The 15,068-nt window shown below is 66.6% G+C and carries 13 protein-coding genes and 1 tRNA gene; 10 read left to right on the top strand and 4 right to left on the bottom strand.

The genetic code is table 11. The annotated features are described in order from the left end of the window. Positions 1-169 precede the first annotated feature (169 nt). Both P8192_RS11825 and P8192_RS11820 read left to right on the top strand, forming a co-directional pair. Positions 170-2,281: an NHL domain-containing thioredoxin family protein gene (locus P8192_RS11825; protein ID WP_278157236.1), complete on the top strand. Its 2,112-nt coding sequence runs from the start codon at positions 170-172 to the stop codon at positions 2,279-2,281. Between the two features lie 148 nt (positions 2,282-2,429). Then, positions 2,430-2,906, top strand: coding sequence for a flavodoxin domain-containing protein (locus tag P8192_RS11820; protein ID WP_278157235.1), 477 nt, complete (start codon positions 2,430-2,432; stop codon positions 2,904-2,906). A 63-nt stretch (positions 2,907-2,969) separates the two neighbouring features. On the opposite strand, the gene P8192_RS11815 is transcribed toward P8192_RS11820, so the two are convergent. The 3 genes from P8192_RS11815 to P8192_RS11805 all read right to left on the bottom strand — a co-directional run bounded on the left by P8192_RS11815 (position 2,970) and on the right by P8192_RS11805 (position 5,363). After that, the gene (locus tag P8192_RS11815) at positions 2,970-4,124 is read right to left on the bottom strand and encodes a hypothetical protein (protein WP_278157234.1); all 1,155 of its coding nucleotides are present in this window, start codon (positions 4,122-4,124) and stop codon (positions 2,970-2,972) included. A 92-nt stretch (positions 4,125-4,216) separates the two neighbouring features. After that, positions 4,217-5,200: an AEC family transporter gene (locus P8192_RS11810; RefSeq protein ID WP_278157233.1), complete on the bottom strand. Its 984-nt coding sequence runs from the start codon at positions 5,198-5,200 to the stop codon at positions 4,217-4,219. A gap of 92 nt (positions 5,201-5,292) precedes the next feature. Continuing rightward, positions 5,293-5,363 (bottom strand) — tRNA-Gly (locus P8192_RS11805). A gap of 63 nt (positions 5,364-5,426) precedes the next feature. Here P8192_RS11805 and dcd point away from each other — a divergent pair. The 8 genes from dcd to mnhG all read left to right on the top strand — a co-directional run bounded on the left by dcd (position 5,427) and on the right by mnhG (position 14,620). Continuing rightward, a complete protein-coding gene (gene dcd, locus P8192_RS11800) occupies positions 5,427-6,008 on the top strand; it encodes a dCTP deaminase (RefSeq protein ID WP_270107279.1) in 582 nt (193 codons plus the stop codon). Between the two features lie 102 nt (positions 6,009-6,110). Continuing rightward, on the top strand, positions 6,111-7,430 hold the full coding sequence (locus P8192_RS11795) for an MFS transporter (protein ID WP_278157232.1): 1,320 nt from the start codon (positions 6,111-6,113) through the stop codon (positions 7,428-7,430). A 92-nt stretch (positions 7,431-7,522) separates the two neighbouring features. Then, complete coding sequence (locus tag P8192_RS11790; protein WP_278157231.1) at positions 7,523-10,729, top strand: Na+/H+ antiporter subunit A; 3,207 nt, start codon at positions 7,523-7,525, stop codon at positions 10,727-10,729. Next, positions 10,726-11,256 (top strand): Na(+)/H(+) antiporter subunit C, encoded by a 531-nt coding sequence (locus tag P8192_RS11785; protein ID WP_278157230.1) that lies wholly within the window; start codon positions 10,726-10,728, stop codon positions 11,254-11,256. The genes P8192_RS11790 and P8192_RS11785 overlap by 4 nt, the downstream gene beginning before the upstream one ends. After that, positions 11,256-12,974 carry a Na+/H+ antiporter subunit D gene (locus P8192_RS11780; RefSeq protein ID WP_278159816.1) on the top strand — a complete coding sequence of 573 codons (1,719 nt, stop codon included), beginning with the start codon at positions 11,256-11,258 and terminating at the stop codon, positions 12,972-12,974. The genes P8192_RS11785 and P8192_RS11780 overlap by 1 nt, the downstream gene beginning before the upstream one ends. Then, positions 12,971-13,663 carry a Na+/H+ antiporter subunit E gene (locus P8192_RS11775; protein ID WP_278157229.1) on the top strand — a complete coding sequence of 231 codons (693 nt, stop codon included), beginning with the start codon at positions 12,971-12,973 and terminating at the stop codon, positions 13,661-13,663. The genes P8192_RS11780 and P8192_RS11775 overlap by 4 nt, the downstream gene beginning before the upstream one ends. Beyond that, a complete protein-coding gene (locus P8192_RS11770; protein WP_278157228.1) occupies positions 13,660-14,166 on the top strand; it encodes a monovalent cation/H+ antiporter complex subunit F in 507 nt (168 codons plus the stop codon). Before P8192_RS11775 ends, P8192_RS11770 begins: the two co-directional genes overlap by 4 nt. Beyond that, positions 14,159-14,620, top strand: a complete 462-nt coding sequence (mnhG, locus tag P8192_RS11765; RefSeq protein ID WP_278157227.1) for a monovalent cation/H(+) antiporter subunit G — start codon at positions 14,159-14,161, stop codon at positions 14,618-14,620. The genes P8192_RS11770 and mnhG overlap by 8 nt, the downstream gene beginning before the upstream one ends. 39 nt (positions 14,621-14,659) lie before the next feature. Here mnhG and P8192_RS11760 read toward each other — a convergent pair whose 3' ends face one another. Next, a complete protein-coding gene (locus P8192_RS11760) occupies positions 14,660-14,941 on the bottom strand; it encodes a DUF4235 domain-containing protein (protein WP_278157226.1) in 282 nt (93 codons plus the stop codon). Positions 14,942-15,068: the final 127 nt, after the last annotated feature.

The raw sequence follows: 15,068 nt of genomic DNA, 5'->3' as shown, positions 1-15,068 counted from the left end.
ATCCGCACCATGACACGATGGAAGCCGAGTTAACCTGGTGTTCACTACGGTGAGTTCGGCGCGGACCGGGTGTGGGAATGCCCGGGCCGAAGGTCCTGTTGTGACTGTCGATGACCGACGGTGACGTTACCGCGTCCGCCGTCCACGCGACTTCGAGGACAATGGAGACATGACCACAGAGACCTCAGCCTCAGCAGCAGGAACCACACCACGCGCCCCCCGGGTGCGCGCCTCCGAACTCGTGGGGGAGACCTGGTTCAACACCGGTGGGGAAGCCCTGGATTTGGCCGCCCTGCGCGGGAAGATTGTGCTGCTGGATTTCTGGACGTTCTGCTGCATTAACTGCCTGCACGTGCTCGACGAACTGCGCCCGCTCGAGGAAGAGTTCTCCGATGTATTGGTCACGGTGGGCGTGCACTCGCCGAAATTCGACCATGAGGGACGGACCGAATCCGTGGCCGCCGCGGTAGAGCGTTACGACATTACCCACCCGGTGGTGAATGACCCGGCGCTGACCACCTGGCAGGCGTACTCTGCACGCGCGTGGCCGACTCTCGTTGTCGTCGACCCCGAGGGCTACATTGTGGCTCACCTCTCCGGCGAAGGTCATGTGGCCGGACTGCGTTCCCTGGTCACCGAGCTGGTGGCCGAGCATGAGGCCAAGGGCACCCTGCATCGCGGCGACGGACCCTACGTGGCCCCCGAACCGGTGGCCCGTGACCTGAAGTTCCCGGCCAAGGCGCTGGATTTGTCCGGTCGCGGCAGCCGTCCGGGCTCGCTGCTGGTCACCGACACCGGCCACCACCGCCTGGTGGAGGTCGACGCTGATCTGACCGAGGTGCTGCAGGTGATCGGCGGCAATGGCACCGGAGCCCCGGTGGCCCCGGAACACGCCCAGCACCCGGACCACATCGGCGCCAAGGGATACGCCGACGGCGGCCGGGACACCGCGCTGTTCAACGAGCCCCAGGGTGTCGCCCTGCTTCCAGCTGAGGTGGCTGAGCAGGTGGGCTACGACCTCGTCGTCGCCGATTCCGTGAACCACCGGCTGCGCGGAGTCTCCTTGGGCAACGGCACTGTGACCACCCTGGCCGGCAACGGCGTGCAGCGCCTGATTGACTCCGAGCGCGCCAAGGAAGCCGCCGCCCCGGGGCCGGAGAGCGCCGGCTCCGACGCCGCTGACGCCGAGGTTTCCGTCTCCCTGGAGCCCTTCGCCACCGCCCCTCTGGACACCTCGCTGTCCAGCCCCTGGGACGTGGTGTGGTCCGAGGCTGAGCAGACCGTGGTGGTGGCCATGGCAGGCGTGCATCAACTCTTCAGCTTCGACCCGCACACCGGCGCGGTGGCCATTTACGCCGGCACCGGCCTGGAGGGCCTGCTCGACGGCGCGGCCGATTCGTCCTGGTTCGCGCAGTCCTCCGGGCTGTCGGTGGGCACCGATGGCACCCTGTGGGTGGCCGATTCTGAGACCTCAGCGCTGCGCTGGGTTCGCCCCGGCAACGCTGCCGGTACTGACACGGCCGATGACGAGAACGCCCGCACCGTGGGCACCGTGATCGGCGAGGGACTCTTCGACTTCGGTTTCCGCGACGGCGACCCGGCCCAGGCCCGCCTTCAGCACCCCCTCGGCGTCACCGCCCTGCCCGATGGCTCCGTGCTGGTGGCCGACACCTACAACGGCGCGATCCGCCGCTACGCCCCCGAAACCACCGGCGCCGACGGTCGCCCGGTTCCGGCCAGCGTCTCCACCGTGGCCCGCGGACTGGCCGAACCCTCGGACGTCCTCGTCGAGCACGACGCCGAGGGCAAACCTGTGAGCATCATCGTCGTCGAAACCAATGCGCATCAGCTCGTACGCCTGGCCGTGCCGGAAGAGTTCCTCCAGGTTGACGAGGGCGCCCTGCAAACCCAACGCCCCCGCACCTCGGTGGCGACTGGCGATTTCGAGATCAGCATCGGCTTCGCCGCCCCCACCGGCCAGAAGCTCGACGACCGCTGGGGGGACCCCACCCAGCTGAAGATCTCCTCTTCCCCGGAGAATCTGCTGCTCGACGGCGACGGCTCCACCACCGGACTCACCCGCACCCTGCGGCTGAACCCGGAGGTCACCGAGGGCGTGCTGCACATTACCGCCCGTGCTGCTGCGTGTGATGGCGAACCCGGCCAGCCGATCCCGGACTTCGCCGCGTGCCACCTGTACCAGCAGGACTGGGGCATCCCGGTCACCGTGGAGCCCGCCGGTGAGATACGCCTCGACCTCGACCTGCGCGGGATGCACTGAGCCACTGGGACCGACGCCAGAACCGCGACCGACGAGCCGCTGACGTCGCCGAACGGTGGCGGTTAGACTGTGAGGTGCCCGCACGCCTGCGGGGCCGATCGCCCGCGCGGCGCCCGGACGAGACAGACACGAGACGGAAGAGAACTTCATGACCACCCTGGTTGTCGCCTCCACCCGGCACGGATCCACCCGCGAGATCGCCGAGCGTATCTGCACCACCCTGCGGGAGGCCAAGGGGGTCAACGCCATCGTGGAAGACGTCTCCGCCGCCTCGAAGATCCTGGACTCCGTGGACGCCGTCATCGTGGTCGCCCCGGTGTACCGGAACGCCTGGCATAAGCCCGCCACCGCGTTCGTCACCGCCCACCAGGCCGAGCTCGACAAGAAGTCCCTGTTCCTGGCGGCCTCCGGCGGTAGCCCCGAGCTCGACGCTGGCATCCGCGCCAAGTTAGACACCCTCGGTGCCCGCGACGTCACCTACCTGCGCGGTGCGGTGTTTGAAGAGAAGCTGGGTTTCCTCGAGAAGCTCCAGATCAAGGTGGCGGGCGGCCAGTACGGAGATTTCCGCAACTGGCACGCCGTCGAAGAATGGGCCAAGCACGTCGGCACCCGCGGCGCCGTCTGACACGCACACCCCCTGTGCCCCGGTGTGCCTCGGGCACGCTCCAGGCCTGCAGCGTCGTGCAGTTCAGCTCAGATCAGGACTGACGACGACGCGCTCCGGGGTCACGGTCAGCTCGGCCTGCAGCTCGAAGGGGAGATCCACTTCAACGGTGCGGGCCTCACCAGTGACCAGGTCGATCTCCTCCAGGGTGATCCGCGCGACCGCGTCCACCCCGGCAATCCGGATCTGTGAGGCGTCGTTCTCGTGCTCCAGGTAAATCTTCGGGTCCTCCGGGATGGACCATTCGATGCTGTCGGGGGTCACCCGGTTGCTGGTCCAGTACCGCATGGGGCAGCCGGTGGGTTGGAGTACCTTCTGGTCGGTACAAAACGTCAGGTGCTCGGAAATCTGGCGTTGGATCTCCGCGGTGAGGGCCTCGGTGGCGCCCAGTGTCAGCGCCAGTCGGTGCGCCTGCTCGGCGTCTTCTCCCGCGGCTGCTCCAGTATTCTCGACGACGGCGCGCCCCGGCGACACACTGGCCACGAAGCTACCTTCGTATTCGGCGGTCACGACGGCCGGCGGCAACACCGCAAACCGTGACTGCGACTCGGCATCGCGCCCGGTCAACGGCACCGGCACCTCATTGACCTCGGCGACCGGAGCATCCGCTGCGGCGTTCTCGGGTAGCCCGGACGGCTCCAGTACCACCTCCTGCAGGGCCACCTCCTGCATGCTCCAGCGCGGGAACACCAACCAGTCGCGGCCGGTGCGGTTCACCCCGAAATCGCTGTGGTGCTTGGCGCCGTCCACGGTGAAGGACACCCGCACCACGGCATCAGCGTCGTCAGCCTCGTCAGTGCCGGCGAGATCGGACTCGTCCGCGGAGACTTCAGTGACCTGGAGGTCCTCGACCCCGGTCAGGGTGGAGACCAGCGCCTCGCCGTCCAGTAACGCAGTTGAGAGCCCATCCGGGTTCTCCCCGGGAGCCTCGGCATCGGCAAACCGGGCCTGTGCCAGACCGAACGCGGTGGCGCCGTCGCCCTCACGCACCGCATCCAGGTAGCGCTCCACCACGGCCTCGGGGGTAAATACGGTGGAGTTGAGCACCGCCACGGTCACCGCACCGGCGATCAGCGTCACCCCGGCCGCCCCGGCGCAGATCCATCCCCAGCGGCGGCGGAAGCCACCCGGCCGGGACGCGTCCGGACCGAGCGCGGGCGCTGTGGTGTCACCGGTCATGGTCCCCTCCTGGTGTGATCACGGCGTCGTTCATCAGTGTCGAACGGTGTTGAGTGAGAATCTGGTCTGTTGTGCAGTGTAAGGCACCCACATCAGGAGAACAGCACCGCAATCGCGATCATGCCCGGAATTGCCACCACGGTGGTCACCAGCACGGTGTCTTTGGCCACCACCAGCCCGGCGTTATAGCGCGACGCCGCCACAAACACGTTCTGCGCGGTCGGCAGCGACCCCAGAACCACAGCGGACAGCAGATCGAATCCCTCCAGCTGGAACACGAAAGCCGCGAGCACCCAGGCCAGCACGGGGTGCACCACCAGTTTGATCAGGGAGGCGACGGCGACGTCGAGCCGGCGGGCCGAGGACTTCTCCAGGGGGCGGGAGCCCACGAGGGTCATACCGAACGCGATCAGCATGGCCGGAATGGCGGCGCCGCCAATGAGATGAATCGACTCGGCCAGCGGATCGATCAGTGGCACGCCCGTGACCGACACCAGCAGCCCGGCACCGGAACCCAAAATCATCGGGTTGCGCAGAATCGTGCCGAACAACCGCTGGGTGCCGCGCAGCAATGTGGACGGTCCCACCTTGCGCGGTCCCTCGCTCGGCTCGGCGGCGGCGCGCTCCCGGGAGGTCAGCACGTCCATGGTGAACGCATACACCGGGGTATAGAGGGCCAGCTGGAAAATGATCACGGGCGCGGCATAGGCGGCATTGCCCAACACATAAGCGGCGATCGGGAGCCCGAGGTTTGCGGAGTTCACCATCGAGGCACCCAGTGCGGCAATCACCCGCTCGGAGTTCCGACGTCGCGGCAACACCCAGGCTGCTAGGCCGAGATAGATCACCGCCGCCAGCAGCGCAGAAATTCCGGCCACCCACAGCTGCGGGCCCAGCACCGCCTGAATATCGGCGTGGGAGAGCGTATCGAAGAGCAACGCGGGGGAAGCGACGAAGAACGCCAGACGTGAGAGCACCGGTTGACCGCGTTCGCCGAGGACGCCGGTCTTGCCGACCACGTACCCCACCAGGATGATGACCCAGACGATCGTGAACCCGGAGAGGACCTCGACCACGGATGCAACCTCCTGCTCGGTGCGGATCCAGAGGGTCCGTGGCGGGCCCGGTGGTGCGCTGCTTCACGCGGAGTGCGCGAGGGCAGAAACAGAGCGGGTGACGGGAATCGAACCCGCGTATCCAGCTTGGGAAGCTGGCGCTCTACCATTGAGCTACACCCGCGAACGGGTCAAGACTATCAGAACCGATCCGGGGGTCCGGGCCGGAATGCGCTACCGTGGTGTCGTGCTTCTCTCAGACCGTGACATCCGTGCCGAACTCGATTCCGGGCGCATCATGTTGGACCCGCTCGAGCTGGAGATGGTCCAGCCCGCCAGCATCGACGTGCGCATTGACCGGTTCTTCCGCCTGTTCGACAATCACCGTTACGCGCACATCGATCCCGCCGAAGAGCAGCCCGAACTGACCCGACTGGTGGAGGTCGATCCGGACGAGCCGTTTATTCTGCATCCGGGAGAGTTCGTGCTGGGCTCCACCTATGAACAGGTCACACTCCCTCACGACGTCGCCGCCCGCCTCGAGGGTAAGTCCTCGCTGGGGCGCCTGGGGCTGCTCACCCATTCCACCGCCGGGTTCATTGATCCGGGTTTCTCCGGCCACGTCACCCTCGAATTGTCGAATATGGCGACGTTGCCCATCAAGCTGTGGCCCGGCTCGAAGATCGGCCAGCTGTGCTTCTTCCGGCTCACCTCGGCCTCCGAGCATCCCTATGGCACCGGGCCGAACAAGAACCGCTATCAGGGGCAGCGCGGCCCGACGGCGTCACGTTCGCATCAAAATTTCCACCGCACCAGCATCGAGAACTAACTCGGGGGCGAGCCTGCGGTCGGGCGCTGTTAACCTCTGCGTTAACCTCTGCGTCACCCTGGGCATGGTGCTGAAGGAGCGACCTGCACTACGATGCGGCTCATGACCACCACTGTTCAGAGTAATCCCGCGCGTTCCCGAGGCAAACGCCAGATTCTCGTCTGGGCGCTCTGGGACTGGGGGTCCGCTGCGTTCAATGCGGTGATGGTGACCTTCGTATTCGGCACCTACCTCGCTTCCGGTGCTTTTGGTCCCGACGATCGAGGCACCTCCTGGCTGGCAACCGGAACCGCCATCGCCGGAGTTATCGTGGCGATCAGCGCGCCGATTCTGGGCCAGCGCGCCGATCGCGGCGGCCGTCGTCGCTTCTGGCTCGCCCTGAACACCCTCGCGGTGGTGGCGACCATGGCGGCCTGCTTTTTCGTCGAACCGAAGGAATCCCACCTGCTGCTCGGCGTGATGCTGCTGTCGGCCGGCAACGTGTTCTTCGAGTTCGCGGAAGTCCAGTACAACGCGATCCTGGTGCAGATCGCCACCCGCTCCACCATGGGCAAGGTCTCCGGCATCGGCTGGGGCGCGGGCTACCTGGGTGGGATCTTCCTGCTGCTCATCGTCTACGTCGGATTCATCGCCGGCGACACCCACTGGCTGGGCATCACCGGCGACGACGCCATGAACGTCCGCATCGTCGCCGTGTTCGCCGCCGTGTGGTTCCTGATCTTCTCTCTGCCGTTGATGCTCACCGCGCCCAGCCCGCGGCCCTCCGCTGAGCAGGCGAACGCACCGCGCCCGAGCCTACTGGATTCCTACCGGGAACTGTTCCGCACCATCGCCCTGCTGTGGCGCGAAGAGCGCAATACCTTCTGGTTCCTGGTGTCCTCGGCGGTGTTTCGTGACGGCGTGGGAGCCGTGTTCACGTATGGCGGAATCCTGGGAACCACCGTGTACGGCATCGCCACCGGGGACGTGCTGATCTTCGGGATCGTGGCTAATGTCATCGCCGCCGCCGGTGCGTTCGCCGGTGGATGGTTCGATGACCGCTTCGGCCCGAAATCCGTGATCATGGCGTCCCTGGCGGGGCTGATTTCGGTAGCGGTCATCCTGTTCTTCCTGGAAGGCCCTCAGGCATTCTGGATCTTCGGTTTGGTGCTGTGCTTCTTTGTCGGCCCCGTGCAATCGGCGTCGCGTGCGTTTTTGGGGCGGCTGACCACCCCGGAGCGGGCCGGCGAAATTTACGGTCTTTACGCCACCACCGGACGCTCGGTCTCGTTCCTGGCTCCTGCTCTCATTGCCGTGCTGGTGGGGATTTTCGGGGACTCCCGCTGGATGATCGTTGCCATCGTCTTCGTGCTGGTGGCTGGGGCGATGCTGTTATTGCGCGTGACGGATCCGGTGCAGCACGAAGAGGTTGCCGCCGGCTGACTGTGATGAAGCTCATGTTAAGCGCGCGGAGCGAGGGTGACGAGACTGTAGAATAAACAGGTCCCCGCCCCCAGCCCGACGGAGGCCCGCCTGTGCTCATTGTCTTGATTGCACTGTTCGCGGTCGCCATGGTGGCCCCCCTCATTTTCCGTGTGATGGACCGCAGCGGCTTTCTGGTGCTGGCTGCGGTTCCGGCGGCGGGGTTCATCTGGCTCTGCACCCAGCTGCCGCACATTCTCGCTTCCGAAGAACTGCTCGCTGCTGGATCCGGGGCCGACGGCGCGGGGGATCCGCTGGTCCAGACCTTCGACTGGCTGCCCTCCCTGGGAGTGCAGCTCAGCTTCCGGATGGACACACTGGCCGCGTTCATGGGGCTCATCGTGCTCGGCGTGGGCGCGCTGGTGCTCGTCTACTGTGCCCGGTATTTCTCCGCGGGCGACCCCAAACTCGGTTCCTTCGGCGCGGTGCTGCTGGCCTTCGCCGGTGCCATGTTCGGGCTGGTGACCACCGATGACCTGCTGATTCTCTACATCTTCTGGGAGATCACCTCGGTGCTCTCCTTCCTGCTGATCGGCCACGCCGGTCACCGCATTTTCGCCCGCCGTTCCGCGCTGACCGCGCTGGTGGTCACCACCTTCGGCGGCCTGGCCATGCTGATTGGCCTGCTCATGCTGGGCGAAGCCGCCGGAACCTATCGCATCTCCGACATCGTGCTGGCGGCCCCCGAGATGCTCACCGGGCCCTACGCCGGGGCGTTCATGGGCTGGGCCATCGCGCTGGTGCTCATCGGCGCGCTCACCAAATCCGCCCAGGTCCCCTTCCACTTCTGGCTCCCGGCCGCGATGGCCGCCCCCACCCCGGTGTCTGCGTACCTGCACGCCGCCGCGATGGTGAAAGCCGGCATCTACCTGGTGGCCCGCCTGGCCCCGGGCTTCGCCGAAATGGCCACCTGGCAGGGACTCGTGCTCGGCGTCGGCATGTGGACTATGCTCGTCGGCGGCTGGCGGGCCCTGCGCCAAACCGACATTAAGTTGGTGCTCGCCTACGGCACCGTCTCCCAGCTGGGCTTCCTGATGATCGCCAATGGTTTCGGCTACCGCGACGCCGCTATGGCCGGTCTCGCCATGCTGTTGGCGCACTCACTGTTCAAGGCGCCGCTGTTCATGATCGTCGGCACCATCGACAAGAAAGCCGGCACCCGCGACCTCACCAAGCTCTCCGGACTGTGGCGCAGCCAGCCGTGGCTGTTTGCCTGCGCGCTCGTCGGCGCCGCCTCGATGGCGGGCATTCCGCCGCTGTTCGGCTTCATGGCCAAAGAGTCTGTGCTGGAACAGGCGCTCCACTGGGCCGAGGTGAACACCGGCGCTATCGGGGATTCCTTCTGGCACGCCGCCTGGATGTGGGCCCCGCTGGTGGCTATCGTCGTCGGTTCGGTGTTCACCGTGGCCTACACGGCGCGTTTCATCTGGGGCGGTTTCGCCACCAAACCGGCCGCACTGGACCCCGACGTCGACGTCGCCACCCTGGCCCCGAACCAGAAAATGCCCGATACCGAGCTCAGCCGCACCGTGTCCTGGCTGGGACTCAGCCCCGTGCTGCTGCTCTCACTGGCCTGCCTGGTGCTGCCGTTCGTGCCCGAATGGACCGGCGCGCTACCCACCGCGTTCGGCGCCACCGCCGCGCCTCTCCAGCCCGACGACGAGCCCGCTTACCTGGCGCTCTGGCACGGGTTCAATGTGCCACTGCTGCTGTCCGGGGTGATGCTGGTCCTCGGCCTGGGTGCCTTCCTGCTGCGCGACAGGGTATCCGCAGCCCAGGACCAGGTGCCTACCTGGTTCGACGCCGCCCGGGCGTACCGCACCTTCATGGGCAAGCTCGATGCGTTCGGGGTGTGGGTCACCGGGCGCACCCAGCGCGGTGAGCTCAGCTTCTACCTGTTCATCATTCTCGGCGTCACCGTGGGCGGCCCGCTGATCGCGATGCTGTTCCCCTGGCACGACGACGAAGGCGCCGTGACGCTGAGCAACGTCGCATTCTTTGCCGACTGGCAACTCACCGCCAGCCCAGCGCTGATCGTGGTGGTGCTGGCCGTGATCATCGCCACCTTCACCGCGATGGTGGCCCGCAAACGCTTCATGACCATCATGCTGGTCTCCGTGACGGGGTACGGGCTGGCCGCGATTTTCGCACTCCAGGGCGCCCCTGACCTGGCGCTGACCCAACTGCTCGTCGAGTCCATCATCCTGGTGGCCATGGTGCTCGGATTGCGCGTACTGCCGTCCCGCGTGGAGGGTGCCCGCGGGCGCAACGACCGCTGGTCCCGCGCCCTGCTCGCCGTCAGCTTCGGCCTGGTGATGATGTGGGTCGCTGCCACCGTGATGGCTTCCCGGGTGGCGGATCCGATTTCGCTGGACATGCCGCAACTCGCGTATGACATCGGCGGCGGGTCCAACGTCGTCAACGTGATCCTGGTGGACATCCGCGCCTGGGATACCTTCGGCGAAATCACCGTGCTCGCCGCGGCCGCCACGGGCGTGGCCTCGCTGGTGTTCATCCAGCAGCGCGACCGCCGCCGCCGGCAGCTTGGCGACGTCGCTGATGGTTCCGTGGGTCGGGTGCGTGTCCCCGAAAAGGGCATCGCCAAGGACGAACTGGCCACCATGCGCCGCTTCGCCACGGTGGAGCGCGACGCGTGGCTGGTCGCCGGGCGCACTCTGGCGCCGGAACGCCGCTCGATCATCTTCGAGGTGGTCACCCGGCTGATCTTCCACGCCGTCATCGTGCTCTCCATCTACCTGCTGCTCGCCGGGCACAACACCCCCGGCGGCGGTTTCGCGGGCGGACTCATCGCCGGACTCGCCCTCACCATCCGCTACCTGGCGGGGGGCCGCTATGAGCTCGAACAAGCACTCCCGGTTCCGGCAGGTGTGGTGTTGGGCTCCGGGCTGGCCATTGCGGCGATTTCGGGCGTGGTGCCGCTGATCTTCGGAGGCCAGGTCTTCCAGTCCTATGATCTGGAAGCCACGCTGCCCCTCTTCGGCTACATCCACCCGGTGTCCTCCGTGGCGTTCGACGTCGGCGTCTACCTCGTCGTCGTGGGACTCGTGGTGGACGTGCTGCGCTCGCTAGGCTCCGAAGTGGACCGCCGTGCCGAGGCTGATACCCGCAGCCAGGGTGAGGCCGAACGACGTCGCCGCCAGGCCCGCCGCAACGCCGCCGCAGCCCAGAGCGCCTCAGCACCGACCTCGACCCCGTCCGCTCCGGCCCCGTCCGGCCCCAGTGAAGGGAGCAGCCGATGACCTTGACCGCTGTGTTGATCCTGGCCATGGGCGTGCTGTTCACCGGCGCGATCTACTTGATCCTGGAGCGTACCCTGACCCGAGTGCTGCTCGGACTGGTGCTGTTCACCAATGGCACGAACCTGCTCATCGTGCTGATGGCCGGAGACGCCGGGCTCGCCCCGCTGGTGCGCAACGGGGTCTCCCCGGACGAGTACTTCGACCCGCTGCCGCAGGCGCTGACGCTGACCGCCATCGTCATCTCCTTCGCCACCACCTCCTTCCTGCTCGCGATGATCTACCGGTCCTGGAAGCTGGCCCGCCGCGACGAAGTCCAGGCAGACACCGAAGACCTCAAGGTGGCCGAGCAGCCCTCCTTCGACGCCGAAGAGGATGCCGAACTGCACGAAGAGGACTCCGAGTTCATCACCGACGCCGAAGACCCGAACGCCCATTACGAGCACGCGACCGAAGCCTCCCCGAAGGCCCCCGCTCGGACGCAGCACACTGACCGGACGCACCGCTCCACCCAGGGGGACGACGTATGATGACCGATTTCCACTTCGTGTCCCTGGCCCCGCTGGCCATCATCATGCCGATCCTCGGCGCAGCCGCGGCGTTCATGATGGTGCGCCGTCCCAAGGCCCAGATCGCGGTCACCGTCACCGCGATTGTGCTCACCCTGATCCTCGATATCGCCCTGCTGGCCCACGTCTGGGACACCGGCGCCGTCGCAGTCTTCCTCGGTGGCTGGGAGGCGCCGATCGGCATCACCCTGGTGGTCGACCGGTTCTCCGCGCTGATGCTGGTGGTCTCCTCGGCGATCGTGCTCGCGGTGCTGCTCTACGCCTCGGCGCAGGGCGTGGCCGAATCCGATGGGAGCGGGCCCGTCTCGATCTTCCACCCCACCTACCTGATTCTGGTGGCCGGGGTGTCCAACGCCTTTTTGGCCGGAGACCTGTTCAACCTCTACGTCGGGTTCGAGATTCTGCTGACCGCATCCTATGTGCTGCTCACCTTGGGCGGGACCGGGCCCCGTGTGCGCGCCGGCGTCACCTATGTGGTGGTCTCCGTGGTCTCCTCCATCGTGTTCTTGATCGCTATCGCGATGATCTATGGGGCCACCGGCACCGTGAACATGGCGGACCTGGCGATCAAACTGGCCGAACTGAACCCGGCGCTGCAACAGGTGCTGCACATCATGCTGCTGGTCGGATTCGGCATCAAGGCTGCGGTGTTCCCGTTGTCCTTCTGGCTGCCCGACTCCTACCCGACCGCACCGGCCCCGGTCACCGCCGTCTTCGCCGGACTGCTCACTAAGGTCGGCGTCTACGCGCTGGTCCGCACCGAGACCCTGCTGTTCCCCGGCGACCGGGTGAACACCCTGTTGATGATCGTGGCCCTACTGACCATGATCGTCGGTATTCTGGGCGCGCTCGCGCAGACCGACATCAAACGTGTGCTGTCCTTCACCCTGGTCTCGCACATCGGCTACATGATCTTCGGGCTCGGCCTGTCCAATGTGGTCGGTCTGGGTGCCACGATCTTCTACGTGGTTCACCACATCACGTTGCAAACCTCACTGTTCCTGGTGACCGGACTCATCGAATTCCGGGCCGGCACCGCCTCCACCACTCGGCTGGGCTCCATGCTGAAGCTCTCCCCGCTGATCGCGGTGCTCTACCTGATCCCGGCGTTGAACCTGGGCGGCATCCCGCCGTTCTCCGGGTTCCTGGGCAAGCTCGGACTCATGCAGGCTGGTGTGGGCCAGGGCAGCGGGCTGGCGATGCTGCTCGTCGTCGGTTCCGTGGTGACCTCGCTGCTCACCCTGCTGGTGATGATGCGCATCTGGGCGCGCGTGTTCTGGCGCAAGGTCGAAGACGTCGAAGACCCGCCCTCGCGCCTGGTCGAGGAGCTCGAGCGTGTCGAGACCGGACGCCGACCGCTGCGCACCACCAACGCCGGACTGGCGCTGCCCACCTTGGGGCTGGTCGGCCTCGGCGTCGCCTTCACCGCGGTGGCCGGTCCGCTCTACGACCTCTCCGATCAAGCCGCCGAGGACATGCTGGTCCGCACCCCCTACATCGAAGCGGTGCTCGGCCCTGAGGCCGCCTCCCAGGGCTCCCTCGACCTGGAAGTTCTCACCGACTACGGCATCGAGATGCCCGCGGACTCCAGCGACTCGCCCGGTGAGTTCCGCTCCGTGGGGGACTCCAACGGCCACAACTCTTCGGAATCCGACGACGAGACGGGAGGCCAGCCGTGAGCGACACCACCGAATCCAGTGCGGCACCGCGCTACCGCCACACCATTGAAGACCAGATCTCCCTGTGGAGCCAGTGGCCCACCGTCATCGGCCTGACCCTGCTGTGGTGCGCCCTATGGCAGGATTTCCGCCCGGGCACCCTGCTGATCGGCCTCGCCGTCGCCCTCTTCGTCCTCTGGGCGTTCCGGCTACCGCGCGTACCCTTCCCGGGCCGGATGAACCTCTGGTACACCGTCGTGTTCACTGTGGTGTTCCTGTGGAAGATCGTGCTCGCCTCCATCGACGTAGCCCGGGACGCCATCGTGAAGGGCCCCAACATCATCAACTCGGTGGTCGCAGTGCGGCTGCGCAGCCACGACGACCTGATTGTCACCGCCGTCGGTCATGCGCTCGCTCTGATCCCGGGGTCGCTGGTGATCGACGTCGACCGGCCCTCCTCCACCCTGTACCTGCACGTGCTCGACGCCGAAAACCAGGAACAGGTGGATGCCTTCCGTCAAGCGTCGCTGTCGATTGAGGCACGGATTATCCGCGCCATCGGCTCCCGCGAGGATTACGCCCTGGTGCGTGCCGAAGATCAGGCCGGCGACGGCGTGATCCGCCGCCATCTGGAGAACACCGCGTCCGACACTGGGTCCGACGCCGGGGCAGACGCCGTATCCGAGGCTGAGAAGGGAGACCGCGCATGATGATCGCCGAATGGGGTCTGCTGAACTGGGCCGCCGCCATCTGCCTGGTGTTCCTCACCATCGGTCTGATCGGTGCGGTCTACCGCATTGTGCGCGGGCCCTCCATCCTGGACCGCGCCATCGCCACCGACGTCCTGCTGATCACCTTGTCCAGCGGCCTCGTCGTCGCCATGGTGCTGCAGGACACCACCGACTACATCATCTTCGTGGTGGTCGCCTCCGTCATCGGGTTCGTGGGGTCGGTGACGCTGGCTCGCTACACGGTGGACGCCGTCCCCGAAGTCAAACGCCATATGGAAGACGCCGAACACACCGATCATGAGCACCAGGCAGGCCGCTCTTCGGTGACCGGGCGCAACGCCGAAGAGACCCTGGGCGAGATCGGTGCGGTAGCGGGAATGACCGGCAGCGTGGACGCCCCGGATTCCCCCGAGGGTACGCTGCACGGTGCCGACCACCGGGGTGCCGGGCGCGTGGAGCGAAAGGAGAACGACCGTGGCTGATATTGCCATCCTGCAGGGCGCCGATGGGTGGGACGTCGCCGCCGCCGTGCTCATCATTGCCGGCACCGCCCTGTCCGCCGTGGCGGGCATCGGTCTGCTCCGCTTCCCGGATCTGCTCTCGCGCATGCACGCGGCCACCAAGCCGCAGGTGCTCGGGTTGCTTCTCGTGCTGATCGGACTCGCCTGCGTGTGGCAGGCCTGGGTGTGGCTGCCGATCCTCGTGGTGGCCTGGGCGTTGCAGCTCATCACCGCCCCGGTCTCGGCGCACCTGGTCGGCCGCGCAGCCTACCGGACCAAGCACCTCAAACCCGAATACCTCTACACCGACGAGCTGTTCGACGTCGTGGTCAGCCAGGAAGAAACGGATGTGACGACGGCGCCCAAGCCGCCCCGGGCCGAACGCCCGCACCCGCGCCCGGCGAAGCCAGCCAAACCGGCTAAGCCCGCAAAATAAGCGAGATCGCCGAGAATATCAGCGGGCCCGCCGAGCGGATCAGACCTCGAGGCGGCCGAGCTTGGCGGCTCGGCGATCCTGGAAGGTCGCGATCGCCTTTGCCGCACCGCGCTGCGACGCCACCCGGATCAGCGCGGAAATACCCGCAGTAATGGTGGCGAACACGACGGCGCGCACCAGCGACTGATCCGCGTCGTCGACGTCCTTCGGTGCATCCTCACCGGTGAACGCCTTCCAGCCGGCCTCCACGACCTTCGTCCCGATGTAGCCTCCCGCCAGTGAAATACCGGTGGTCAGCAGCTTCTCGGCCAGGTTGTTCATGAATGCCCCTTCACAGGTTGGCCGGTTCCGCCACACGTACGACAGCACACGGGCCGGAACCGGGGGTGATCGTTCTGGTCTCCACCTTAGACGCCGAGGCCCGCACAGCAGAACCTGTGCGGGCCTC

Source organism: Citricoccus muralis (assembly GCF_029637705.1).
Taxonomy (GTDB): domain Bacteria; phylum Actinomycetota; class Actinomycetes; order Actinomycetales; family Micrococcaceae; genus CmP2.
The sequence above is the reverse complement of the archived record's forward strand: the minus strand, read 5'-3'. Positions and strand labels throughout refer to the sequence as shown.